Origin of the sequence: Caballeronia sp. GAFFF1, assembly GCF_023630705.1 — a bacterium.
GTDB lineage: Bacteria > Pseudomonadota > Gammaproteobacteria > Burkholderiales > Burkholderiaceae > Caballeronia.
The window spans coordinates 23,749-46,472 of the sequence record NZ_JALQEM010000041.1 but is presented as its reverse complement, the minus strand read 5'-3'; the positions used below and the strand labels follow the sequence as shown (position 1 = coordinate 46,472).

Genomic DNA, 22,724 nt, shown 5'->3' with positions numbered 1-22,724 from the left:
GCGCGCGTCAGCGTGCGACGACCGTCGTTTCGAATTTCACCTTGTCGTAGGGCTGCTCTTTGCGCTGCCCCTCGGCGTCGAACGCGATGGTGCCTGTTGCGCCCTGATAATTGCCCATCTGATGCAGCGCGGCGCGAATCTTCGCGGGGTCCGCCGCGCCCGCCTTGTTGATGGCCGAAGCCGCCACCATCACGCCGTCATACACGTAGGCGCCGAACGCGGACTTCGGCGCTTCCTTGTATTTCTGCTGATACGCCTGCTGATACGACTTGCCCGCGTCACCAATGGACGCGACTTCCAGCCCTTCCTGCCCGTGTGCGGCTTGCGCGACGGTATCGCTCGTGCACATGGTCAGATAGATGCCGTACCACTTCGCCTTGTTGAGCCCGAGCTCGTAGGCTTCCCGATTGATGGTCGCGGCTTCCTGACCGTATGCGCTGTAGACGTACGCCTGCGGCTGCGTCTTCGACATCTGCTGCAATTCCCGACGATAGGTTGATTGTCCTTCGGTGTACATAACAATAGACGTCACCTTGCCGCCGAGCGATTCGAAGCGCTTCTTGAACTCCGGCGCAACGCCCTGTCCATACGAATTGTTCGGCGCGATGAACGCGACATTGCGCAGATTCTGTGCGTAGAGATCGTCGGCGGCGAAGCGCGCGGAGAGATCGTCGAGGCCGATCACGCTGAACGATCCATCGCCGATCTTGCGAATCTGCGGACTCGACGAACCGATGTTCAGATGCACATCGCCTTGCTGCACGACGTATTGCGCAATCGGAATCGTGATGCCCGAAGAGAATTCGCCGAGCACGACAGGCACCTTGTTGACCGACACAAGCTTGCGCGCGGCGCTCAACGCCGTCGGCGCGCTGCCGCCGGAATCTTCGACGATCACCTTCAGTTTGCCGCCGAGCACGCCGCCGTGCGCGTTCACCTGTTCGACGGCGAGTTCGGCGCCGCGCCGCTGATCCTCACCCACTGACGCGCTCGCGCCCGTCAACGGCAGGATGGCGCCGATGGACACCGTTTGCGCGAAGGCCGCGCCCGCCGCCGTCAGCAACACGCTCACCGCGAGGCCGGCACCGAGGACTTTTGCTCTTTTCATAGTGGCATCTCCAGACGTGGGACTGCGCGATCAATGCGAGCGGGTAGGCTGAACCGTGTAGAGGCGGCCGAATTGCGGCATCACGTCAGCGACGCCTGCGAGACGCAACGCGTGCCACGCCATCGCGTGATTACTCGACAGCACGGGCTTGCCGAGTTTCGCTTCGATGGCGACGACATCATCGACGAGACGCAACGACGTGCAGGACACGAACACTGCGTCCACGTCGTCGTGGCGGCCGAGTTCGAGCACCGCGTTGCGCACCGAAGCCGCATCGATGCGCGCGACCTCGTTGTCGTCAGCATGCTCGAACGAGCCCATTCTCACGACATCGACGCCGCGCGCACCGAGATACGCACGCATCGACTCGTTGATGCGGCGCACATAGGGCGTGAGCAGCGCGACACGCTGGGCGCCGAGCGCGTGTATGCCGACGCGTGCAGCGGTGATCGGCGTCGTGGAGGCAACGCCCGGCCGGGCTTCGCGGATGCGTTCGAACACGCGTTCCTCGCCGAGCACCATCGAGGCCGACGTGCAGCCGAACGCGACCACGTCGAGGCGCTGGCCGGGCCGAATCAGCGCGACGCCCGGCGCAATGAGACAGTCCATCTGCGCGAGCGTTTCCGGCGAAATGTCGGCCGAATTGGCGATGCGGCTTTCATAAAAGGCGACGCCATCAGCTGCGAGCAGCTTGCGCCACTCATATTCGATCGTGTGGTCGGTCGCGAGCACGACGAGGCCGATCGCGGCGCGCCGCGCGATGCCGTCATCGAGCGAGAAGCCGAGCCGCTGGTACTGGGACAGCGCATCTGGAGCGTTCATGTCGATTGCCCGCACTAGATCGCGACGATGACCGCGATTTCCACGGTGTACTGCGGAAACGCGAGCTTCGACTCGACGCACGCGCGCGCCGGCGCATTGCCTTCGGGCACCCACGCGTCCCAGATTTCGTTCATCTGCGCGAACGTGTTGTAGTCGGCGAGCCAGATGTTCGCGGACAGAATGCGCGTCTTGTCGGAGCCGATCTGTTCGAGCAACCGGTCGATCTTCGCGAGAATCTGTGTGGTCTGACCTTTGACGTCGGCGCTCGTATCGTCGGCCACCTGTCCGGCGAGAAAGCCGAAACCGTTGTGCACGACCGCCTGGCTCATCCGCTTGCCGCTTTCGAAACGCTGCATCTGCATGACTTCTCCTGTAGCGACGAAGCGCGACGCGCCTCGCGAAGGTTCGGAACCAGTTTTAGTCTCGACAACAGTGTCGACACTATCAGAATAAAATTCGCGGAAGCAAGTACTCGTTTGCTCGGACCTGCAAAACGCTGAAATTTGCTGATTTTCGCTGTATTCAAGGGCTATAGTCTGCAACAGGCTTGCTGCCGTCTTTTTTTCTTTCTACATTAGTGTCGACAGTTCGAAGCGGGAAACGTCGGCACATGGGGAAACATCGTGAAGGTAATCGTGCTCGGGGCGGGCGTGGTCGGGGTCACCACTGCGTACCAGTTGCAGAAAGACGGCCATGATGTGGTCGTGATCGAGCGGCAGCCGGTGGTGGCCGCGGAGACGAGCTGGGGCAACGCGGGCATGGTCGCGCCCGGTCATTCGTTCGTGTGGTCGTCCCCCAAGGCACCGATGACACTCCTCAAGTCCATCGTCATGAAGGATCAGGCACTGCGTTTCAAGTTCTCGTCCGACCCACGGCTTTATGCATGGTCGTGGCGCTTTCTGCTCGAGTGCACCGTGGAGAAAGCGCGGCGCAATACACTGCTCAAGCATCGGCTCGCTGCGTACTCGCAAAGCGTGCTGCATCAGATGCTCGGCGAGGAAAGCATCGACTATGACCGCAACGATCGGGGCATTCTCTACTTTCATCGCAGCCAGGAATCGCTCGATCGCGGCATCGCACAAATGAAGCTGCTGGAATCTGACGGGCAAACCATACGCGTGCTGAACCGCGACGAAGTGGTGGCCGTCGATCCGTCGCTTGCCAGTGTGAAGGAGAAGATCGCAGGCGCGATTCACTGCCCGACGGATGAGACGGGCGATCCGGCGAAGTTCACGCGCTCGCTCGCCGAGAGGGTCGCGGCGCGCGGCGGCACGTTCATGACCGACACGCTGGTGGACGGCTTTCAGACCGCGGGCAGCGACATTACTGGTGTCGCGACGAGCCGCGGAACGGTCAGCGGCGACGCCTATGTGCTCGCGCTCGGGACATGGAGCCCAAAGGTGGCGGGACAGATCGGCATCCACTTGCCGATCTATCCGATCAAAGGATATTCGTTGACGATACCCATCGGCGATCACAAGGCGCCGCCGGAAGTCGCGGCCGTGGACGAGCACAACCTCGTCGCCATCTCACGCTTCGGAGATCGCATTCGCGTGACGGCGACCGCTGAATTCGCCGGGTACGACACTTCGCACAAACCGTCCGACTTCGCTTTCATGAAACGTGTCACAGAGGAGCTTTATCCGGATGGCGGGGACTACGAGCACGCGCAGATGTGGGCGGGCTTGCGTCCGATGACGCCGACCAACCTGCCGTTCTTCGGACGCAAGAAGTACCGCAACCTCTACCTGAATACCGGGCATGGTCATATCGGCTGGACCATGTCTCACGGATCGGCCCGCATCACAGCCGATCTTGTCGCCGGGAAATCGCCGGCGATTCCGATGGAGGGCCTGCTGGCCTAGCACGGTCATGCAGGCCTGACATGCGTCGTCCAAACAGGTGCACATAACAGGTGCATATATCAGGAGACAACCATGGCTGGCGTAGGAAGCGAAAAGGTATTCGAGAACGACAAGGTGATCGTATGGAACTTCGTGCTCGAACCGGGCGAAGAGACGCCCGTTCATACGCACGAGCATTCGTACATGTGGTACGCGATAGAAGGCGCGCCGCTGCATATCTACGACAAGGACGGCGTCGACCTGGGCATCTTCGAGGTACCGACGGGCGCGGTGTATTCGCTCAAATGCGAGGACGGCTATCTCGAAGTGCTGTCGGAGATCGGCAAGGGCGCACGCGTACCCGCGACTCATAAGGCACGCAATGACGGCAATCGGCCGTATCGCGAAGTGCTTGTCGAATACAAGGACGCGACGTCGATCTAACCGTCCGTCGCCAGCCCTTGCTTGCAGCGTGCCGCCGCTCGCATTTTCCGGTGCGTGCGGCGGCTGCCAGACGCTTCGCACACTTCGAACCTTGGTTCCGTCTTTCCAACGGCTAACCATAGGCCAGCGTTATCATGCGCGAGCTTCAGGGTGCAGCACCGGCATCATGCTTTCAGCTATTGAATGGCATTCGCCGGTAACGCGAGCCGGCTTCCGAAGCATCGTTGTAGAGGTGGTCAAGCATTCTTAGTTCAGTCACAAGGCGGTCCAGATGACGTGCGCCAGAGATAATCAATGATCTAGCGCAGCGCGTTTAGCGAGCGACTCGACCTGGCTCCCAGAAAGCGAGAGCACCTGCAACCTTCGAGCGCCGGCTGGCCGGTGTGTGGCGTATAACTGACGTCCGAAAGTCCGGGTCGCCAATGCGAGCGAATGACCGTTCCTGGCCGAGAGACGACTGCTGCAGAAACTCGCTACAGGAACGACAGAACTAGTTCGCATCATTGTCGGTGCGCGAGAAGTTGGCCGGCAGCCGGGTGTGTTGTGCGGCGGGGGCGCCAGTGAGACCCCCTTCTACCAGGCGTTCGGCCAGTCGCAAAAGATCGAGCGCCGATACCGCTGAGTAGCGGCGCCCGCAGTGGACGATGACGGGTTCCACCGAGCTAGCGCTCTAGCCTGGGACTGAAATGAGTCCGTAGGCGTGCAGCTCACATTGAGAGGTGCCAGGTACCTTACCTCTTGGATGCGGGCGGCGGCGCTCCGGGGATCGCGTTGACGCGCGCGGCAGCCGCCGCGTTCGCGGCATTCGCCGCCTTAATGGCGTTCCAGTTGTAGGACGGGGCTGCGCCGCCGTTTAAGCTGACATTCGCGTTCGGCGTGGCGAGGCTCGACGGATTCGAATAATTGTTTGCAGGTGCCGCTGGCGTCGGGGGAGGCGCCGTCTTCACCGGTTTCGGCTGAAGCGTTTGGTTGATGACGGTTATCTGGCCGAACTTCTTGACCGCCTGACTCTCCGCAGTAGCTGCCGTAGCGAAACACGCCGCGCCAACGCAGATTGTCGCGACAAGCGCGGCGCGAAGCTGCGCGCGATGAAAGTTTCTTTCCATGGTCGTCTCCAGTGGCTCACCGACGCAGACCATATTACTCCCGCACCCCTGCTGCCTGTAACGGCGAAGCGCCGACGCCGGACGTAATGCCCAAGCGATTCAAAAAACGACACGCTTAACGGCATTTGCGGAATCAGTGATGTCCCGCCCGAAACCAGCGACCGTGTTACAAGCGGAGAGACCGACCAGCGCAGAGACAATGATCAGCAAAGTTAGAAGTCGTGCGGCCATTTCCCATGTTCCTTGTTTAGTGGATGTCGATGAAGTCCCGTTAACGCTCCTTGCGGTTCGTGCATGCCTTAGGGCGCTTCCGTTCGCTACAGTTATCGGCCGTCGGGACTAGTTACTTTACTAAATGCGGTCCGGGGAAAAATGGAGCGGAAGAGCCGGAGGCGGCATGGCGTCACCCATGTCAGCGTCCGGAGGCGGTGCTGTTCCTGAATGAAACGAGACAACGTTAGGTGACGTGCAGCTGAGTGCGCCACTCGGCATCGCTACAACCTGCTCGTGGGGTACTTCTCGAATTCTGCAACAAGTTCTTTGGCACGCCGCTGCGGATACGGTCCGTTCGGCTTGCCGCTACCGCCCCATTGACGGCGGCGGCTCCGATTGTGAGCACAATGAGCAACACGATAAGCAGACCAAGCTCCACCCATTGGAGATACGCAGGAACGTGGAGCGTGCCGTCTTGCATCATTCAACGCGGCATCAATGCTGCGCTGCATCCGAGGACGGCCGCCGCGCCGGCCCTCATGTAGAACCGCATCGTGCGCTTACGAGCCTCGTTGTAGACTGCGATCGCCTCCCACTGGGCTTTCGTGAAGCCGTTTTTTTCAACCTGCACTAGGCAACGCTTCCTATCTGGCAGACGCAAGGATTGCGTCAGATGTCGCCATGCAGTCCTTCGTCCTTCGCGGGGCGCTGCGCTGTCACATCGACGTTTTCCGCGAAGCCGGCCGATGAACGGGCCGTAAATCATTGCGAGCGGCTTTCGCTGCCGCACCTAACGCCTAAATGGCGGTGAACCGACAGGCTCCCGGCAACGCTGCTCAATATGGTCCACGACAAGCTGTCCAAGTCTTAAACGAGTCGCACATACAGGTCGCTTGTTCATGATGTTTCCTTACTCGCATCCTGTCGGCGCTTCACTGTACTGCGGCGCGCGTCACGAATGTATGCCGAGGACCCGACAAGAGCAGTTAGCGATCAAGATTGCGCCGCCCGAGACGAAACGAATCATAGGAGCTTCCCTCCATCGAATGACGAATGGGTGATGGCTTCCCGATCAAAGCGCGCGCTTGACGGCTTGCGCCGAATCGGTGATATCCCGTCCGGCACCTGCCACCGTGTTGCACGCCGCTAGGCCAAGTAGCGCCGCTGCCACCGACACCAAAACCACGATACGTCCGATCATCTTCACTCCCGTGTTCATCCATCCCTATTGTCGGTCGTCTTACTTCAGCAGATGCATGCCCGCAAGCTTTGAAGCCGCGACATCGAAGGTGGCCGTGTACTCGCACTCCGCCACGTGTCCCGACCGCTCGATCACGCAGTCCGCGAAATTTGCCTTGCTTGATGCCGCGAAAACGCGAAGTGCCTTTCGCATCGTATCGGCTGCTTCGACCACGAGTTCCTTCGTGTCGAGCATCGACTCAACGATGTTTCTCATCTCCGCGCGGCCGACGTTGTAGCAGCCTGCGAGCACCCAGACAAGCTCGATAAGCGCAACTTGCGACACGAAGCCCGGTCGATCCGACGAAAGCGACTCCATGAGCGCTGTCGACTTTTTGGATTGCGCCGCATCGTCTTGTGCGAAGTAGCGGACAAGCACGTTCGTGTCCAGTCCGGTCATCGCGCGGATGCCCCCTTCTCCGCGATAGCCCGGTTCATATCCTCAATGGATACCGGGCTGTCGGGCTTCTTGACGATGCCCTTGAGGGAAGAAATCGAGCGCGTTGCCGGAAAAACCTCGTACCTTCCGGTCGTCTCGTTGAAGCTGAATTCGATGCGGTCTCCGGATTCCAAGCCGAGCCGATTGCGTACATCCACCGGAATCGTGACCTGCCCCTTCGACGTCACGGTCGCTGCTGTCATATGATCCTCCCTTTCCTTACTTTATGGTAAGGAGAAAGAGGAATCAAGGCGGCTGTCGTACGGGCATATGTCATCATCGGCAGTATCTCGCGCCCGGAAGGATGAACTGGCGAACTCGTAAAGTGTCCGGCTCAACAAAGCCGCGAACCCCGCGACCAGTTTGGGACTCGCAAATCGGCGGTGACAGATGTGGGACCAGCCTTGATGTCCGCCCCTCGAACCGCCGCTGCCTAGCCGCCCTGCACCCTGGCCGGCTGACCCGCCCTTACGAAGTTTCGATTTTGTCAGTCGAACGGCTGCTGAATCACCAGTGCCGACCTGGCCCGTAGCGGCTGCGGCGCTGGGCGCGTGCGTCTCTCCGCCAAGCTTCGCGCTGCCGGCCGCCCCCGCAGGCTCCGCCGGAGCATGTACTAAGCGCGACCCAGCACGCACCAATTTCGCAGACGTCACATGCACAATTCTCGGCCAAGCCGCATTCGCCGAGCGAACAGCCAGGCGCGCAGCCGTCATCGCCACCGATGTAGATGAATCCAGCTTGGCGTGCAACGGCCGGTGGACGGGCGAGTCCGGCGTTGCGCGCTCGGTGGTGATGCCACGCACAGAGATCAAGGCGCCGCCGCAGGAGCTTGAGGCCCCGCGTCAGCCCGTGGCGTTCAATCGCCCGGAACCCAAAGCTTGAACAACTCTGTCCACCGGTGTGGATGCGATACGCACATGCGAAGCCCTTGCGAGGAGAAACGTAGCGCTGGTAGAGGCGAATACCTTTCAAAACCACTGAGGTCAGCATGGGCGTTCCTTAGAAGCGTTAGCGGCAAGGAGCAGATTGCATACCCACAGTACCGCCTTCGTATTACTCAGCGACTTTGCCTGAGCGCTGGTCGGCTTAACCGGCTGGCAAACTTGCACCGCTAGCCCGCCAGAGACTGGACGTTCACGAGTAAGCGCTCCACGGAGAGATCGGAGCCGCAGACGATCTCCACCTCGGGCGCTCGCGATTTCGTACGTAACGATGCACCCTACCAGCTCTTGTGAGCGCAGAAGGACGCAGTAGCGTTCGACCGCATCTCATCGAAAGGCAGCAATGCGCGTATCACAGCCGGTCGTTGGTCCCGGTGCGAGCCACGGCTATGGCCGACTTGGGCAAGAGCCTGCTCCGACGGTAACGGCGAAAGAGAATGGAGGAAGACAATGAAACTCCCATCAACTCAATGGGAGTCTGTGATGGGAAGCAATCTAAGCCGTGAGTCTGGAACGAAGCGGGTTGATTTATAAAAGCCGCCGCTCAAGCCGAAAGACGTCTGCGAAATCCGGATTTACCTTCAGAACGCGCACGCGGTTCGTGATCTGGCGCTGCTCAATCGTGCGATCGACAGCAAGCTGCGCAGGTGCGATCTCGTCAATCTGCATGTCCGCGAAGTAACCCACGACAATCAGATCTGCCGCGCGCGATGATAATGCAGCGCAAAACCAAACGACCCGTGCAATCCGAAGTCACGGAGCCCGCTCTCGCGGCGGTCGCTGCATGGGTCGAGAAAGTTAAGCTGAGGTCCGAGTTGTACCTCTTCCCAAGCCGCTTTTATCGGTCGCCGCATATCTCAACGGAAGGTACATCGATGGGTCGCCGCGCTCGGCCTTGATCCGACTGCTTACCGCGCACACTCGATGCGTCGGACGAAGGCGACATTGATCTACAAACGGACGACGAACCTCAGAGCGGTTCAACTTCTGCTTGGACTTAGCAAGCTCAAAAGCACCGTTCGATACCTCGGCAGAGAGGTCGACGACGCGCTATAAATCCTCGACCGAACGGAGATCAAAAAGGTCGCGGCCGTCGGACAGGTTGTTTGTCGTTGCGGCTGCTTTCGTCGCTATGCAACAGACCTCTGCCGATAGGCGAAGGGATTGAGCGGGCGAGCGCAGGACGGCGAGTGCGCCGGCTGCCCTCCTGGCTCCGCTACAAGCATTCCTGCGCTTGCTCGGGTAACGCGCACGAACTCTCCTTCGGCGAAGAACCACGCGGACATCGTCCGTGCTAACTCGAGCACGACCTCCGCGTCGGTCAGGCCGGAGGACGCGCGCACGTGGAACGAATGATCCGCGTCGTCCACCACATGCAGCGTGGCGCGTGCCCCCAGCGTCTCGACGACCGACCTCAGCAGGTGAAGCTCGGCCAACTTGTCGTGCGTGCCGTCAGCGGCCGGCGAATCTTCCGTTCTGCCTCCATGCTGTCGCAATACGTACTGCTTCAGCCTCGGTGAAAGCAAGTCACGCATCACTCGCCAACACCGCCTATAAGGGCAACCCCCGTATCATCTGCCCATTCCGATGTCGCACGCGAGCCATTCTTCCTGCTTGTCGAAGCGCCGCAGCCACGCCTCGAGTACCTCGGGCCGGGCGAGCGGGCCCAGTAAGGGCGTCGGACTCTGTAACAGTAGCGGAGCGATCAGCCGTGCTACATGGACATATGCATCGAAGTCTTCGTAAAGGTTGATATCGCCCAGCAATGGAGTGCTCCCGGCTGCGATGGCAAGCGCGTGCTGCCCGGCGAGACGATAGACGCCTTGCGCCGCAAGCGCTCTGTCTTCGTTTGCCACTCTCTCGATGTCCAGCTTCATTTTGCGCGCATAGTCGCGGCCAATCAGCGTCAGCCAGTTTCCCCCCGGCATTCCGCGTATTGCATCCCACTGCAACGAAGCCCGATCGATGATCTGCACGGCCCAGTACCGTTTCGCGAGGGTGGCCATGCGCATGTGCGCGGTAAGGACGGCACCGCTTCGGTGTTCGAAGATATAACCGCCCGTCGCCCACCAAAGCGGCAGCGTATTGATGAGCCATGCGGTCAGCTCGGACAAAACCTTCGGCGGCGTACCGTCGGCGAAGCGCACGAAGATGTGGCTGGCGCGCTCGGTATCGGGCAGCGGCGAGACATCGACGAATTCCCAGGTGTTCGCCTGTGGCGTCTGCTCAACGCCGCTTGCGAGTTGCAGATAGTGCGTGCCGCTCGCGTGCGGCCACGTCTCGCAAAGGTCGGCGAGAGATGTCTTGGTATGCACATCCGCGAGATCGCTCCATTCGATCTGGGCTCCTGACCGATAACGGATCAGGCGTTGATCGAGCCATCCTCCCTGCAGCTCGTTCAGCAACGTTCGCAACGCGGCGGCATGCGCCGCCAGCCGCCCGCGAACGAACACGACGAACGCAAGGCGCGGCACGACCTCGGCGGTTGCGCGTTTGATCGGTTGGATGGATGGAAATGAGTCGGCCATGGGGCGCTTCGTCGATTCAGAATTCGAGTATCGTCCAGGGCCAACCGTCCGAATACGGCGCATACTCGATGACGGACGGGGGAGGCTGATCCGGGGGAACAAAATACACGCGGTCTCCCGCTATCCAGATTGTCACAGCCTGAAAGCTCGTCCGGATCATCTGCACATCCCGGCCGATCAATTCCGCCGCGCCCTCGTCGGCAGCAAAGAGGATGCGGTCGTTCAATTTATCCATGCCCAGCAGCGGAACTTCATATCGGCCGAATTCGACGAAGCCAGCCGAAGCCGACCCCTGAAGAAGACGACTCAGTGCACCGGATGCCGCGATCAGCATGTCCTTCCCTTCGCCGCGGCAGATGCCGGTCAGATTTTCGCTCAGGTCGACTGGGGCGGGCACGCTCAACGCTCTCCACCCAGTGCCATCGAAATGGAGCAACGTCTGCATCTCGCCAACCGCATATACATCGCCAGGACCGCCGGCGAACGCTCGAATGGTCCGATCGCCGTCGCCGGGTCCTTCGTATTGCTGTATCCACGCGCTGCCGTCCCAATGATAGATGTGGCCTCCGTAAGTACCGGCGTAGACATCGTCGTCCGAGAGTCCCCACAGGACCGTGATATTCGGTGGCAATCGGGTGGACCGAAGCACGGGAAGATCGGTGGCCGACCATGGCCGCGAACCGGCTTCGGTCCGATAACGCACCGCGCCCGTGGGCGGCGGCCACGCGACGCGCGCAGTGGTCGCAACGGTGCCATCGGCGCTGCCGGTCCAGACGGATCCTTGCGGCGAGGCCCACATGCAACGCAATGAATCGCTCGTCTCGAGAACCCTTCGCGGAGCGGTTCCTGTGGTCTGATGCGCGGGCAACGTGAACACGTCGCCTGTGGCGCTCGCGATGTTGCCTTCGTCGTAATCAATGAAAAGCAAGTACAGTTCGTCGCCCGCTCCGGCTGCGGCAAGAACTTCCGAGCTCATTTCCTCTTGACTCACGATTCAGCTCCTAAGCGAGTTTTCCGGATGCAGCCTTCTTTGCCGCCTTGGCTGCCGCTTGCTTCGCCGCTTCTGCAGCTTTGTGTGCTGCGGCTTGCTCCTTCGTCGGGTCCCAGGAATTACGCAGTTTCGTCTTCGCCGTGATACCGATTTCGTCGAACGACTGCTCGGCAAGAATGCGAATGCACTTGGCCGCCTTGTCGATTAGGCTGTCACGGTCCAGCGAAGGGTCCTTGAGCTTGCGCCTCTTCTCGCCATTTCTGAGGGCCTTCTTCGTTGCCTTCTCGTACTCGTCCATCCATTCGTCACGCGTCGCATTGCGGCCGGCCAGTGCGTTTTTCTGCGAGAACTCCCTCATGGGATCGGTCAGTAGCTTGTGCTCCTGACCCGCAGACTGTCCATCGCTCGCCATCCAGGTCAATGCGGCGCTTGTTCTGTAGTCGCCGCACTCGCCGAACTTCGGGCCTGACCGCCCGGACTCATGCATCGCGGAACAAGGAAGAATATGTTCGGCCTGATAGCCCTTCTGCGTGCCCTGCATCTCTTCGTGCGTCCCCATCTCGATCGGCGGATCGAACTGCGCGAATATCTGCGCGCAATTCATGCTGTCAGTCTTGCCAGCCTTCACCAGCTTCGCCTGGACCATTGCCTGAGTTTCCGCCATGGCCGCTTACATCTGATTGCCCATGCCGGAGCTGCCCGTGAACGCGACATAGGCGCCTTCCGCCTTCACGTTCGTGCTGCCGGTCAGGATGTAACAGCTCGATCCCGTCTTGAGGCTTACCACCTCCTTTTGGGTACCCGGCTCATTTCCGTTGCAGGCGCTCACAACGGACTTGAGGGTGAACACCGCCTTGCCGCCGATCTTCACGTGGCGCGTGTCATCGTCAAGCCGCGCAGTGCCGTCGGCCGTCAAGATAGGATACGGCACGGGTAGCGGACTCGGCGCCGCTGGCGTAATGCACACGCTCGGATTCATGTAGACGACCTGATGGCCGCTCGTCTCGGCCGCAATCTCCTTGCTGTTGGCAGTGATCATGTCGCGCGTCCCTCCCCTGCTTCAGTGGCGCCGAGCAGCACGGCGCCACGCGCGCCATCATCGGAACAGCCGGTGAGGACTGCTGTGTCGTCCTCGGCGATGCCCAGACGCCAACCTTCCGCCGCCAGCACGGCGAGGAGCGGCATCGCGGCGGCGCCCGGATCGCCGAGTTCCTTCAAAGGCATGTTCAACCCGGCGCGCAGGCCCAGCACATCCGCGAGACGCGGAATCACGTTTTGCAGCTCATGCGTCGCGTAGTCCTCGTGCGACGCATCGAGCAGCCAGGCATTGCTGCGCTCGCCCGCCGCCCGCAGCGCCCGCAACGCGCGATCCAGCGCGCCATTCAACCCCGCGGCCCTCGACGTCGCCTCGGTTCCCACCGGATACGGCTCGCGTCCCGCGCCGATGCCGTAGACGCCGACATCCGTCCGCCCACGGGCCGCTTCGAGCGCGACGAACGCCGCCGCTTCGCCGGGCCGCACGCCGTCGATGTTGTCGTCCGTCAGCAAACGATGCGACCGTTCGAGCGCATCGAGCACGCGCCAGTCGTGCAGCGAATCGACGCCGCCCCAAATCACCAGTCGTCCTTCGTCGAGCCGTTGCACCGCGCGCGCGAGCGCTGGAGCTCCGGCCGCGCGCCCGAACGGAAAGACTTCGAGCTCGATGCCGCTGAACACGGCGCCGAAGCACTCGCGCAGACGGCGAATTACCTCATCGCCCGCAAAGTGCGCCGACAAGCACAGACAGAGCAACGCCGGCCGGCGGCCCTTTATGGCGTCGCGGACGTCGCGCCCCGCATCGCGCAGGCGCATGCAGAGTCCGTCGAGCGCGTCGTGTCCGAGCATTTCAATGCGCTCGACGCCCGCGATCTCCGGCGGCACAGTAGGCGCGCGACACAGCATGACGCGCTTTCCGGCGGCATCGACGAAGCGTGACTCTGTCACGTTGCACAGCCCGGCGCGCAGCAGCAGCAGCGTTTCGGCGGCGCTCTCGCCGAGGCTCGTCACTGCATCCCACGCGACGCACCGTGCCAGCGCCGCCTGAGCGCTCAGCGTGCTCATGGCCGATACTCCTTCGCCTGCACGCGAATCGCAGTGAAGCGGTCGCGCATCTTCGGCGGACAGCGGAAGATCGCGCGCCACACCATTTCCACGACGAGCGCGTCGCTGTCCATGACGACCGTATCGAGCGCGGGACGCCGCTGCACCAGCGCGCCGTCGATGAGCGCGTCGATCGCGATGCGCCACCTCGGCAACCGGAAGCCGAGTTCGGCCGAGGCATGCACGCCCGCGGCCGTGATACGCTCGCCGCCCTGCAGTGGCGGATCGAAGATAAGGTCCGGCGGGGCGCAGTTCTCGTGCTCTTCACGATAATCGGCCGGTCGCGCGGGATACACCGACTTGAGCCAGCCGGCGTCGTAGGTGCCCATCGTCAGGCGGCGCGGCGCGTAACTGCGGCCGATGGGCGCGCATCCGGCGGGCTCGTAGCGGCCCCCCGCCACGCCGATGGGCACGCCCAGCGCTTCGATCTGCGGCGCGGGCTTGCCGACCAGCATCGCGTGATCCCGCGCTATGCCGCTTCCGACCGGATTGCGCGCCTCTTCGAGCGGCCGGGCAGGATCGCTCAGATCCAGCCCGCCGTATGCGCGCGACCATGCAAGCGGCGTCGCAGTCAGCGCGAGGCTCGCGCCCGGCACGACGCCGCGCGGCGCACGGTGCCAAAGCCGAGGGCCCCAGACGCGCAGGCGCTTCACGCGCCCCGCCACCATGAGAACGACTTCCGCGCTCGCTTGCGCACGCAGCAACGGCGGCATCGCGTGGCCGGCGAGCACGAAGTCCGTCCCGCGCTTGAGCAAGCCATAGTCGGCCGGCAGCCGGATATCCGGAATTTCCGGTGGTCCCCACATCACATCGCCCATGCGCACTTCGCAGGGGCTTTGACTCGGCTTCAACTCCTCGCCGGGACAGATGTCGTACGCCGCCTTGACGATCACGATGCGCGCGTCGGCGCCCTCCCGATCGATGATCGGCAGCACGTTCGCAAGCAGGTCGCTGTGATTGTGGAGCGCGGGCTCGTCCATGGCGTTTAGTCCCGTTCGCGCAGCCATGCGCCGATGCGCCGGAGCGCGCGCTGCTGCACGCCGACGAAATCGTGCACGCTGAAGCGCGGCACGCGCGATGCAGTCGCCGAGCGCATCTCCAGATACAGCGTGTCGCGTTCCTCGCGCGAGCCGGGGCCGTCGCGCAGCAGTTCGAGGAGCAGCGCGAGCGACAGCGCATGGCCGCCGCGATAGCGCGTGCCCGGATAGAAAGACGACGCGTGCCGCTCCCAGCGCAACGCGGCATCGCGCGCGCCGGCTTTCGCGTCGCGTGAATCGGACGTCTCGAACGCAATGCCCGTGATGGCCTGCAAGGCGCGCCGCGCGGCGACGGCCGCCTCGGAATCGGCTGCGTGCCGCGCCAGCACCGACAGCAGATGCGGCACGAGATCGACGACGCCGAGCCGCGCCGCCGCTCGGACACCCACCCGCGGATCGGCTCCTTGCAATAGCCGGGCGATCGCGGGTGCATCCGACGCACGTCCGAAGAGCGCGACGCAATGCGCCGCATCGGCCCAACCGGGCGCTTCGCCGCGCATGCACCACGACGCGAAATCGTGCGCGCGCGCCGAGCCGATGCTCACCCCCGCGCGCAACGCCAGGCGCACGCGCGTTTCCGCATTACGCATGTCGAAGCATGGCTCGAGCGCTTCTTCGCACGCAACCGGCTCATAGCCCGCCAGCGGCGCGCCGAGGGCGGCCGTGCTGACGCCAAGGTCCGCGTCGCGCACGGCGGTGTGCCATGCGTCTTCCGAAAGCGTGCCCCTGAACGCCAGCACGCGGACGCATGCCTCCCGAATGCGCGCTTGCGGGTCGCGCAGCAGCAGCGCCAGCGTCTCGTCGAACCCGGGATGCGGACTGAGTCCGAGCGCCTCCACCGCCGCCCTCGCCTCCGAGGCGCTGCGCATGACCGCGCTCCTAAGAATGCGCAGGGCTTCCATGTGCAGCGCCTGATCGTCGACCATGCCGAGCGTGAGAAGCGCCGCGAAGACGCGCCCGGGGTCATCGAGATCAGGATCGAGCGCGAGTCGGATCACCTGCGCGAGCGCATTGGGCCCGAGCGCGACGATGGCGTTGACCTGAGCGAGCAGGCGCTTCTCGGCGCGGGCCGGAAGTGTCCACGGCTCGCCCGCGAGCGGCTCGCGGTGCACGCGCAACGCCGCCGCCGTATCGAAGCATTCGCGCACCGCGTGCTGCCGGAAGCTAAGGGTATCGTCCACGTCGCCCGTGAGCCGCCGCACGCTGATCGGCGCGCGCGTGTCACCTGGGCGTCGGCGCGGCGGCCCGACCCAGCTCGCCTCGAGCCCGAGGCAGGCGGGAACGTCAGTCAGCGCGAGCGTCGTGCGCATGATGGCCGGCTTCAGTTGAGCTTGATCATGGGCGCCAGCAACTCGAGCAGCCGGTGCCCACGCGCCGTGAACCGCTTGCAGACGAGGTCCACGTCGCCGTCGCGGCCGAGCGTGAGCCGCGCGCCGCCGTTGCGCAGCACGATGTCGCCCTGCGCTTCGAACAACAGCTTCGGCGGCCTGGCGGCGAGTTCGGCGGCCGCGGAGATTGCGTTCGGCTGCGCATAAGCGACGATCTTGCCGATCACCACGCCGCCGCTCGCAGACGCATCCGCGAGCCACACGAGCACGTCGTCGCCGGCGCATAGCGCGACCGGCTCGCCGCCCGTCGCGAGCACGTGGCATTCGGCCATGCGGTCCGTCCCGCCGACCCGCACAGTGACGACGCCGCCGTCCTCGGCGCCAAGCACGCGCGCCGCGCCGATCGACGCAGGCGGATTGATCGACAATAGAATCTCGGACAGATTGGACACGGTTCTCTCCCGGCGATGACAAGTCGACTAGACCATTAGTTAAGCGAAATATCAGACGCCTTCAGGGTGATGGCGCTGCCGCCCTTGATGGCGATCTCGCTGCTGCCATCGACCGTAATGCTCTTGCCGCAGATTGCGATGGTGCCGTCCTTCTTGAGGCTGACGGAGGCGTTGCCGCATGTGAGCGTGAGCGTCTCCCCCGCGTCGACGATGACCGTCTTGGCCACTTTCAGCTCGTCGCTTTCCCCCACATTGACCGAGCGCCCCTTCGTGATCTTGATGGCGAGCGCCTTGCCGATCGTCTCCTGTACGTTGCCCTTGACATCGACCGTGCGGTCGCCGTCTATGCTGAGCTTGCAATTCTTGCCGATGCTGGTCGTGCGGTTGGCGCCCACCGAAACGGTCTGGCTCAAACGCACGTCGATGTTCTGATACCCGCCCACCGAAACCGCCTGATAGGCGCCGATCGCGACCTCCTGCGCCGCGCCGATCGCAATCGTCTCGTTGATGCCCACCGCGTGCGTGCGCTGCAACTTCACGCTCGCCGTCTCGCTGGCTTCGACGTGGATCGTCCGGTTCGCGCCGATCGTGATCGTCTCGTTCTTGCCGACCGTCTCCGTGCGGTTCGCGACGATCGCAATGGTTTCGTTGTTGCCGACTGTTTCCTTCCGATCGACGCCGATCGAAATGCTTTCGTTGTTGCCGACATGCTCGGTGCGATCGTGCTTCACAGTCGTCGTCTCGTCGTGACTGACGGTCTTGGTGCGATCGTGCCCGACCGAATGCGACTCGTCGTTTTCGACCTCGATATCCTGATTCCGCTCGGCGTGAATCAGCACCTGCTCCGCGCCCTTCTTGTCCTCGAAGCGCAGTTCGTTGCAGTTCGCGCCGCTGCCGCCCTTGGTCGAGCGGCTCTTGATGCCGGTCTGCGTCATGTTCGCCGGCAGGTCGTAAGGCGGCATCTGCTCGGCGTTGTACACGCGACCCGTGATGATCGGCCGGTCCGGATCGCCTTCCAGAAAGTCGACGATCACTTCCTGCCCCACGCGCGGTATCGCAATCGCGCCCCAGCCCTTGCCCGCCCACGGCTGCGACACGCGCATCCAGCACGAGCTGTTTTCGTCGCGCTTGCCTTGCCGGTCCCAGAAAAACTGCACTTTGACGCGGCCGTATTGGTCCGTGTAGATCTCGTCGCCGCCCGGACCGACGACGACCGCCGTCTGCGGCCCTTGCACGAAGGGCTTGCGCGCGCTGCGCGCGGGCGCGAAGGCCTGTTTCGCCTCGATGGCGGAGAACCAGCATTCGCAGCGATTCTCCTGCGCGCCATCTAACGCTTCGTAGTCCGCAATATCGATTTCATAGCGCGTGCGCGTGACGAGATACTGCGCGTTCTGGTCGGCGCGCGGATGACGAGTCAGCTTGATGAGCGCCCCCGCGCGCACGCCGCGGCTGTTGGTGCGCGCGTCGACCTGGTGCCAGTTGATGTCGAAATCCTCGGGCACGCTGCCTTCCACGCGCCACTCGGCCGCGCGCGCTTTCGCGCGGCTCTCGCCGTGATCGCCGTCGACATAGCCGCCGGGATAATCGAAGTTTTCGAGCGCAGTGAACGCATCGAAGCCTTGCATGTGCTTCACGGCCTGCTTCTGCAGCGGCCGCGATGGATGCTTGAAGTCGTAATCGGTGAGCAGCCAGTTGCGCGTTTCAATCGCGTGATTCGTGCGCCATTCGCTGACATATTCGATGCTCCCCCCGGCGGCCATGACCGCGCCATACGGCAGCGACTCGCAGCCCGCGACGCTTTCGTGCGCGGCGAGCGTATCGGTCAGAATCAGCGATTCCTTACCGTCCCTGTCCTGGAACCAGTAGTAGATGCCTTCGTCTTCCAGCAGGCGGCTCACGAAGTTGAAATCCGATTCGCGATACTGCACGCAATATACGCGCGGCGGATGCGCGCGCGCACTGGCCTTCCACTTGATCTCGCCGGTTTCCAGACCTTTGTAGAGCGGATCGGCAAATACCGTTTTAACGATCTCTTCGACCGTCTTGTTTTGAAAGATGCGGCAGTTGCTGCGCCGCGCAAGCAGCCAGAGCCACGGCCGCACCGCGGCTTCATAGACGTGCAGACGTCCGCGCATGCCCGTCTGCCGGAAGCCGACGACATAGCCGCCAAAGACGCGCGGCTTCGCTCCGGGCACCGCGAGCGATACGCTCGCGCGCTTGCCGAGAATGCGCCCGAAGTCGATATCCGCGCGCTTCGATACCAGCGTCAACTCGACGCGCGGCATGCGCCCGAGTTCCGCGTTCGCGCGCACGGCCAGTATGCGCAAGTCGTCGCCGAGCGGTGTATCGACGGTGACGAGCGGACTTTGCGCGGCGGCGACGTTTGACATGGGCGCACCGTGTCGTCGATCAGCGAACTTCGGTGCTGCGCACGTCCCAGCCGAATTTCACCGCGCCGCCAAGCGCGCCTTTGTCGTCCTGCGGCTTGTATTCGAACTCGATGTCCGCGTAGCTCAGATCGACGGTCTGCTCGGGATGGCCGCCCGGCTCGCACACCAGCGAAACCTTCGTCACCGTCACCTGTTTCATCGTCACGGTAAGGAATTCCTTTTGCCCCTCGCCCGCCTTGCTGACGGTGAGCTTCGCGGTCGGGATATGCTTGCCGCTCGCGCAACTCTTCTTCAGCGTGGGCGCCGACTTGTCGTATTGATGCACGAACTGGAACACGCCCGGGCACGCCTTGCCGATGCCGCTGCCGCTTCCCGTCGTCGGATTGCTGGCGTTGGTCACGCCCCAGTTGAAGCTCATTACTTCGATCTGTCCTTCCGCCCCTTTGTGCTTCGACTCGCCGTCGATTCCGTCGATCTTCAGATAGCAGTCGGTCGTAGCCATGTGATCCTCCGTCGTGATCGGCATTCGTTGCATCGTTGCGCGCGCCCCGCGCAATGCAATCCACCGGTTAAACGAACCAGGCCGCGAGTTTTTGAACTTCAAAATCGCGCGGCACGCGCCGTCTTACATCCGATAGGCCGTTGAACGGATCAGCCCGATGCCCACTCACGATTTGCGCGATTCGCGCCCGGAAAACACGCTCACGATCGACGCCGCGCGCCAGTTCGATTCGCTCGCGCTCACCGATGCCGGCGACATGTTCCTGCAAGTGGTGCCGAAGCGCAGCAACGCGCCCGTGAAAGGGGAAGCCGCGAAGCGCGGCGACTGGGACACGCCGATGCAGATTTACGGCTGGCGCTGGGCGCAAGGCTACGACGCCGCGCCGCTCGCCGCCGCGCTCAACGCCAACGACATGCGCGTGACGGCGCTCGGCGTCATCAAATCGGTCGATTCGGCGTCGCCCGTGCTCGCGAAGCTGTGCGCGCAGGCGGAACTCCTCACGCTCGCGCACATTCGCTGCTACAAGTCGGCCGGCAGCGATCACGGCGTGCAGATCGAATTCCTGTCCATGAAACTGGAGCAGGCTTATATCCGCAACTATCAGATCTACACGAGCCCGCGTCTCGCGCGGCCGTGCGAAATCTTCGAGCTGTCGGCGCAGCAATTCACGATGACCTGCGCGCCGCAATCCGCGACGGGCAGCCGCGGCGCGGAAGTGACCTTCGCGCTCGACGTGTCCGCGCGGCGCGGCGGTTGACCTTCGAAGGAAGCGATGAACGAACCCAGCGCCAGCGACCGTCTGCAGCCTTCCTTGCTCGATCGCCTGATCGACGACGAACCCGCGTCGCGCGCCGAAGCTGCCGGCGAGCGCTTCATGTCGCATCGCAGCCTGCGCGCCGCGGTCCTGCGCGATCTGTCGTGGCTCTTCAACACGACGAACCTCGGCGATGCGATCTCCGAGGAACGCTTCGCCCACGCCTTCACGTCGGTGCTCAACTACGGCCTGCCATGCCTCTCGGGGCGCTTCGCATCGACCATCGACACCGTGCTGCTGGAACAGGCGATCCGCCAGGCGGTGGAGCGCTTCGAGCCGCGCATCGATCCGTCGACGCTCGAGATCGAGCCCGTGCTCGACCGCGCGGTGCTCGACATGCACAACCAGATCGCGCTCGTGATCCGTGGCCTGTTGTGGGCGCAGCCGGTGCCGCTCGAATTCGCGCTGCGCACACAGATCGATCTGGAGGAAGGCGGCATCACGGTCATGGAACTGCCGCGCTGACATCGCATACGGACAATCATGGACCCGCGCCTGCTTCGCCACTACAACACCGAGCTCGGCCATCTTCGCGAGATGGGCGCGGAGTTCGCAGAGCAGTTCCCGAAGATCGCGGCGCGTCTCGGGATGAGCGGCATCGACGTGGCCGACCCGTACGTCGAGCGGCTGCTCGAAGGCACGGCGTTTCTCGCCGCGCGTGTTCAGCTGAAGCTCGAAGAAGAGTTTCCGCGCTTCACGCAGCAGCTCGCGCACGTCGTGCTGCCGCAGTCCGCCTGCCCGACGCCGGCCATGCTGATCGCGCGTCTCGCGCCCGACCTCGCCAATCCGAATCTCGCCGACGGCTTCACGGTCCCGCGCCACACCGCGCTTTTCTCGACGCGCGCGCCCGCGCAGACGACGCCCTGCGAATTCCGCACAAGCGCGGCGCTCACGCTCTGGCCCATCGAACTGACCGAGGCGCGCTATCTCGCGCAGGCGCCGGACCTGCCGCTCGCCGCGCTGCCCGAAACGCGGACGCTCGCGAATCTCGTAAACGGCGCGCTGCGTATCCGGCTCGCGACGCCGGAAGGCCTTTCCTTCGACGCATTGCGGCTCGACGCCCTAAGCCTCTTCTTCGCGGGCGGCGACGAAACGGCGTACCGGCTATTCGAACTCGTGCTGGGCGGCACGCTCGCGATCGTCGTGTCGACGCCCGATCGCCCGAGCCGCGCGCTCGCCGCCTTGCCCGGCGATGCGGTTTCGCCCGCCGGCTTCAACGACGACGAAGCGCTGCTGCCAGTCACGCCCAACGCGTTCCAGGGCTATCGCGTGCTGCGTGAGTATTTCGCGTTGCCCGAGCGCTTTCGCTTCGCGCGGGTCGAAGGACTCGCGAGCGTGCTGCCCGCATTCGCCGCGCGCGAGATCGAACTGACCTTCCTGCTCGCGGCGGGCGATGCATCGCTCGAGCGCATCGTCACGAAGGAACACGTCCAGCTCGACTGCGTGCCCGCAATCAATCTCTTTCCGAAGCAGGCCGACCGCGCGCTGGTCACCGACGCCGCCGCGCGCTTTCATGTCGTGCCCGACCGCACGCGTCCACTCGATTTCGAGGTCCATTCGGTCACGGGCGTGGCGGGCTACGGCGCGAACGACGACAGCGAGCAGGTGTTTCATCCGTTCTACGCCGACTTCCTTGCCGACCGCCCCGGCGACGCCGCGTTCTTCACCACGGAGCGCGAGCCGCGCCTCGTGCCCGCTGCCCGGCGCAAGAGCGGCGCGCGCACCGAATACATCGGCAGCGAAACCTACGTCTCGATCGTCGATCCGCGTGCCGCGCCCTATCGCGGCTCGCTGCGGCAGTTGTCCTTCGCCACGCTGTGCAGCAACCGCGACTTGCCGCTGATGATGGCGCGAGACGCGACGGGCAGCGACTTCTCGCTCGACATCGCCGCGCCCGTTGCCACTGCGCGATGCGTGAGCGGCCCGTCGCGGCCCGCGCCCGCGACGCTCGACGCCGCGCAGGGCTGGCGGCTCATCGACCAGCTATCGCTGCATTATCTGTCGCTGTGCAACGGCCCGCGCGAGGCTGCCGCTGCGTTGCGCGCGCTGCTGATGTTGCACGTCGCGCCCGCGGATCACGCCGGCCGGGCGCAAGTCGCGGGGGTCGTTTCCGTCGATGCGCGACCCGTCGCGCGACGCCTGCCGATGCCCGGCCCAATCGCTTTCGGACGCGGTCTCGCCATCGACGTCCTCGTCGATGACCTTGCGTTTCAGGGCGGCAGCGCGTGGCTCTTCGGCTGCGTGCTGGACCGCTTCTTCGCGCGCTACGTGTCGATCAATTCTTTCGTGCAGACGACGCTTCGCACCAGCGCGCGCGGCGAAATCCTGCGCCTCGAACCGCGATGCGGCACGAGAGCGATCTTTTAGGCGCGGCGCGGCGAGCGCCG

General features: G+C 63.5%; 23 protein-coding genes and 1 pseudogene. 6 read left to right on the top strand and 18 right to left on the bottom strand.

Annotated elements, in window-relative coordinates:
* Window positions 1–7: 7 nt before the first annotated feature.
* The 3 genes from NCR37_RS25570 to NCR37_RS25560 are packed head-to-tail and all read right to left on the bottom strand — an operon-like array spanning window position 8 to window position 2,292.
* Window positions 8–1,108 carry an ABC transporter substrate-binding protein gene (locus tag NCR37_RS25570; RefSeq protein WP_250475610.1) on the bottom strand — a complete coding sequence of 367 codons (1,101 nt, stop codon included), beginning with the start codon at window positions 1,106–1,108 and terminating at the stop codon, window positions 8–10.
* A gap of 30 nt (window positions 1,109–1,138) precedes the next feature.
* Complete coding sequence (locus tag NCR37_RS25565) at window positions 1,139–1,930, bottom strand: maleate cis-trans isomerase family protein (protein WP_250475609.1); 792 nt, start codon at window positions 1,928–1,930, stop codon at window positions 1,139–1,141.
* Window positions 1,931–1,944: 14 nt separating this feature from the next.
* Window positions 1,945–2,292 (bottom strand): RidA family protein, encoded by a 348-nt coding sequence (locus NCR37_RS25560; protein ID WP_250475608.1) that lies wholly within the window; start codon window positions 2,290–2,292, stop codon window positions 1,945–1,947.
* Between the two features lie 261 nt (window positions 2,293–2,553).
* Between NCR37_RS25560 and NCR37_RS25555 the strand changes: the two genes are divergently transcribed.
* Together NCR37_RS25555 and NCR37_RS25550 are read left to right on the top strand one after the other, a co-directional pair.
* On the top strand, window positions 2,554–3,795 hold the full coding sequence (locus tag NCR37_RS25555; RefSeq protein WP_250475607.1) for a D-amino acid dehydrogenase: 1,242 nt from the start codon (window positions 2,554–2,556) through the stop codon (window positions 3,793–3,795).
* A 72-nt stretch (window positions 3,796–3,867) separates the two neighbouring features.
* Window positions 3,868–4,218 carry a cupin domain-containing protein gene (locus NCR37_RS25550; protein ID WP_250475606.1) on the top strand — a complete coding sequence of 117 codons (351 nt, stop codon included), beginning with the start codon at window positions 3,868–3,870 and terminating at the stop codon, window positions 4,216–4,218.
* Window positions 4,219–4,949: 731 nt separating this feature from the next.
* Here the strand turns inward: NCR37_RS25550 and NCR37_RS25545 are convergent.
* From NCR37_RS25545 to yidD, 4 genes are all read right to left on the bottom strand, one after another.
* A complete protein-coding gene (locus NCR37_RS25545; RefSeq protein ID WP_250475605.1) occupies window positions 4,950–5,324 on the bottom strand; it encodes a hypothetical protein in 375 nt (124 codons plus the stop codon).
* Window positions 5,325–6,777: 1,453 nt separating this feature from the next.
* Window positions 6,778–7,176: a type II toxin-antitoxin system VapC family toxin gene (locus NCR37_RS25540; RefSeq protein ID WP_250475604.1), complete on the bottom strand. Its 399-nt coding sequence runs from the start codon at window positions 7,174–7,176 to the stop codon at window positions 6,778–6,780.
* Complete coding sequence (locus tag NCR37_RS25535) at window positions 7,173–7,418, bottom strand: AbrB/MazE/SpoVT family DNA-binding domain-containing protein (RefSeq protein ID WP_250475603.1); 246 nt, start codon at window positions 7,416–7,418, stop codon at window positions 7,173–7,175. The genes NCR37_RS25540 and NCR37_RS25535 overlap by 4 nt, the downstream gene beginning before the upstream one ends.
* A 304-nt stretch (window positions 7,419–7,722) precedes the next feature.
* Window positions 7,723–8,205, bottom strand: coding sequence for a membrane protein insertion efficiency factor YidD (yidD, locus tag NCR37_RS28615; RefSeq protein WP_350029096.1), 483 nt, complete (start codon window positions 8,203–8,205; stop codon window positions 7,723–7,725).
* A 518-nt stretch (window positions 8,206–8,723) separates the two neighbouring features.
* Here yidD and NCR37_RS28760 point away from each other — a divergent pair.
* Window positions 8,724–9,212: pseudogene (locus tag NCR37_RS28760) on the top strand (tyrosine-type recombinase/integrase).
* Window positions 9,213–9,286: 74 nt separating this feature from the next.
* Here the strand turns inward: NCR37_RS28760 and NCR37_RS25525 are convergent.
* From NCR37_RS25525 to NCR37_RS25475, 11 genes are read right to left on the bottom strand one after another with little or no spacing between them, the layout of a single operon-like run.
* Complete coding sequence (locus tag NCR37_RS25525) at window positions 9,287–9,691, bottom strand: alpha/beta family hydrolase (RefSeq protein WP_350029095.1); 405 nt, start codon at window positions 9,689–9,691, stop codon at window positions 9,287–9,289.
* Window positions 9,692–9,727: 36 nt separating this feature from the next.
* Window positions 9,728–10,747 carry a type VI immunity family protein gene (locus NCR37_RS25520; protein ID WP_250475602.1) on the bottom strand — a complete coding sequence of 340 codons (1,020 nt, stop codon included), beginning with the start codon at window positions 10,745–10,747 and terminating at the stop codon, window positions 9,728–9,730.
* Entirely contained in the window at window positions 10,701–11,675 is a 975-nt protein-coding gene (locus NCR37_RS25515; protein ID WP_250475601.1) for a hypothetical protein, read from the bottom strand. The genes NCR37_RS25520 and NCR37_RS25515 overlap by 47 nt, the downstream gene beginning before the upstream one ends.
* Window positions 11,676–11,685: 10 nt before the next feature.
* Entirely contained in the window at window positions 11,686–12,339 is a 654-nt protein-coding gene (locus tag NCR37_RS25510) for a hypothetical protein (protein WP_250475600.1), read from the bottom strand.
* Window positions 12,340–12,345: 6 nt separating this feature from the next.
* Window positions 12,346–12,714 (bottom strand): DUF4150 domain-containing protein, encoded by a 369-nt coding sequence (locus NCR37_RS25505; RefSeq protein ID WP_250475599.1) that lies wholly within the window; start codon window positions 12,712–12,714, stop codon window positions 12,346–12,348.
* Window positions 12,711–13,775, bottom strand: a complete 1,065-nt coding sequence (locus NCR37_RS25500; RefSeq protein ID WP_250475598.1) for a hypothetical protein — start codon at window positions 13,773–13,775, stop codon at window positions 12,711–12,713. Before NCR37_RS25500 ends, NCR37_RS25505 begins: the two co-directional genes overlap by 4 nt.
* Complete coding sequence (locus NCR37_RS25495; RefSeq protein ID WP_250475597.1) at window positions 13,772–14,794, bottom strand: DUF2169 family type VI secretion system accessory protein; 1,023 nt, start codon at window positions 14,792–14,794, stop codon at window positions 13,772–13,774. Before NCR37_RS25495 ends, NCR37_RS25500 begins: the two co-directional genes overlap by 4 nt.
* A 5-nt stretch (window positions 14,795–14,799) precedes the next feature.
* Entirely contained in the window at window positions 14,800–16,161 is a 1,362-nt protein-coding gene (locus NCR37_RS25490; protein WP_250475596.1) for a hypothetical protein, read from the bottom strand.
* 11 nt (window positions 16,162–16,172) lie between these two features.
* Complete coding sequence (locus NCR37_RS25485) at window positions 16,173–16,631, bottom strand: hypothetical protein (protein WP_250475595.1); 459 nt, start codon at window positions 16,629–16,631, stop codon at window positions 16,173–16,175.
* A gap of 35 nt (window positions 16,632–16,666) precedes the next feature.
* Window positions 16,667–19,021, bottom strand: a complete 2,355-nt coding sequence (locus tag NCR37_RS25480) for a type VI secretion system Vgr family protein (RefSeq protein WP_250475594.1) — start codon at window positions 19,019–19,021, stop codon at window positions 16,667–16,669.
* A 19-nt stretch (window positions 19,022–19,040) separates the two neighbouring features.
* Window positions 19,041–19,523, bottom strand: a complete 483-nt coding sequence (locus tag NCR37_RS25475) for an Hcp family type VI secretion system effector (protein ID WP_250475593.1) — start codon at window positions 19,521–19,523, stop codon at window positions 19,041–19,043.
* A 157-nt stretch (window positions 19,524–19,680) separates the two neighbouring features.
* Between NCR37_RS25475 and NCR37_RS25470 the strand changes: the two genes are divergently transcribed.
* From NCR37_RS25470 to tssF, 3 genes are read left to right on the top strand one after another with little or no spacing between them, the layout of a single operon-like run.
* Window positions 19,681–20,280, top strand: a complete 600-nt coding sequence (locus tag NCR37_RS25470; protein WP_250475592.1) for a type VI secretion system tube protein Hcp — start codon at window positions 19,681–19,683, stop codon at window positions 20,278–20,280.
* 15 nt (window positions 20,281–20,295) lie between these two features.
* Window positions 20,296–20,802: a type VI secretion system baseplate subunit TssE gene (gene tssE / locus NCR37_RS25465; protein ID WP_250475591.1), complete on the top strand. Its 507-nt coding sequence runs from the start codon at window positions 20,296–20,298 to the stop codon at window positions 20,800–20,802.
* 18 nt (window positions 20,803–20,820) lie between these two features.
* Window positions 20,821–22,704: a type VI secretion system baseplate subunit TssF gene (gene tssF, locus NCR37_RS25460; RefSeq protein WP_250475590.1), complete on the top strand. Its 1,884-nt coding sequence runs from the start codon at window positions 20,821–20,823 to the stop codon at window positions 22,702–22,704.
* The last annotated feature ends 20 nt before the right edge of the window (window positions 22,705–22,724 follow it).

Excerpts from the sequence above, each read along its gene's own strand:
- NCR37_RS25510 (WP_250475600.1), bottom strand. The coding sequence starts at position 12,339 with ATGGCGGAAACTCAGGCAATGGTCCAGGCGAAGCTGGTGAAGGCTGGC.
- NCR37_RS25490 (WP_250475596.1), bottom strand. The coding sequence starts at position 16,161 with ATGCGCACGACGCTCGCGCTGACTGACGTTCCCGCCTGCCTCGGGCTC.
- NCR37_RS25565 (WP_250475609.1), bottom strand. The coding sequence starts at position 1,930 with ATGAACGCTCCAGATGCGCTGTCCCAGTACCAGCGGCTCGGCTTCTCG.
- tssE (WP_250475591.1), top strand. The coding sequence starts at position 20,296 with ATGAACGAACCCAGCGCCAGCGACCGTCTGCAGCCTTCCTTGCTCGAT.
- NCR37_RS25520 (WP_250475602.1), bottom strand. The coding sequence starts at position 10,747 with ATGCGCCGTATTCGGACGGTTGGCCCTGGACGATACTCGAATTCTGAA.
- NCR37_RS25505 (WP_250475599.1), bottom strand. The coding sequence starts at position 12,714 with ATGATCACTGCCAACAGCAAGGAGATTGCGGCCGAGACGAGCGGCCAT.
- NCR37_RS25480 (WP_250475594.1), bottom strand. The coding sequence starts at position 19,021 with ATGTCAAACGTCGCCGCCGCGCAAAGTCCGCTCGTCACCGTCGATACA.
- NCR37_RS25470 (WP_250475592.1), top strand. The coding sequence starts at position 19,681 with ATGCCCACTCACGATTTGCGCGATTCGCGCCCGGAAAACACGCTCACG.
- NCR37_RS25545 (WP_250475605.1), bottom strand. The coding sequence starts at position 5,324 with ATGGAAAGAAACTTTCATCGCGCGCAGCTTCGCGCCGCGCTTGTCGCG.
- NCR37_RS25540 (WP_250475604.1), bottom strand. The coding sequence starts at position 7,176 with ATGACCGGACTGGACACGAACGTGCTTGTCCGCTACTTCGCACAAGAC.
- NCR37_RS25525 (WP_350029095.1), bottom strand. The coding sequence starts at position 9,691 with ATGCGTGACTTGCTTTCACCGAGGCTGAAGCAGTACGTATTGCGACAG.
- NCR37_RS25495 (WP_250475597.1), bottom strand. The coding sequence starts at position 14,794 with ATGGACGAGCCCGCGCTCCACAATCACAGCGACCTGCTTGCGAACGTG.
- NCR37_RS25550 (WP_250475606.1), top strand. The coding sequence starts at position 3,868 with ATGGCTGGCGTAGGAAGCGAAAAGGTATTCGAGAACGACAAGGTGATC.
- NCR37_RS25560 (WP_250475608.1), bottom strand. The coding sequence starts at position 2,292 with ATGCAGATGCAGCGTTTCGAAAGCGGCAAGCGGATGAGCCAGGCGGTC.
- NCR37_RS25500 (WP_250475598.1), bottom strand. The coding sequence starts at position 13,775 with ATGAGCACGCTGAGCGCTCAGGCGGCGCTGGCACGGTGCGTCGCGTGG.
- yidD (WP_350029096.1), bottom strand. The coding sequence starts at position 8,205 with ATGCTGACCTCAGTGGTTTTGAAAGGTATTCGCCTCTACCAGCGCTAC.
- NCR37_RS25570 (WP_250475610.1), bottom strand. The coding sequence starts at position 1,108 with ATGAAAAGAGCAAAAGTCCTCGGTGCCGGCCTCGCGGTGAGCGTGTTG.
- NCR37_RS25475 (WP_250475593.1), bottom strand. The coding sequence starts at position 19,523 with ATGGCTACGACCGACTGCTATCTGAAGATCGACGGAATCGACGGCGAG.
- NCR37_RS25535 (WP_250475603.1), bottom strand. The coding sequence starts at position 7,418 with ATGACAGCAGCGACCGTGACGTCGAAGGGGCAGGTCACGATTCCGGTG.
- tssF (WP_250475590.1), top strand. The coding sequence starts at position 20,821 with ATGGACCCGCGCCTGCTTCGCCACTACAACACCGAGCTCGGCCATCTT.